We start from the raw sequence: 285 nt of genomic DNA, 5'->3' as shown, positions 1-285 counted from the left end.
GAACCGATTCAAAATCAAGATCACCGCATTACCCCAGGCTGTTTCAGGAATCCGTATCGATTTATCCACACGAAATGTCCCTTAAGCCCGTTTTCAAAGGGGTTGGGCCATAACACTCGCCGGTCGCAGCCTCAGCGCTTCGTTCGTGCGGCGCGCAGACCGTTCAAGATCACGATGACCTCGGCAACCTCGTGGACCAACACCACGGCCGCCAGGCCCAGCACGCCGGTTATCGCTAGTGGCATCAACACGATGATGATGGCCAGAGACAGCACGATGTTTTGG

Origin of the sequence: Corynebacterium sp. HMSC05E07 (assembly GCF_001807225.1) — a bacterium.
GTDB classification, from domain to species: Bacteria; Actinomycetota; Actinomycetes; order Mycobacteriales; family Mycobacteriaceae; genus Corynebacterium; species Corynebacterium singulare.
This window is presented reverse-complemented; position numbering follows the sequence as displayed.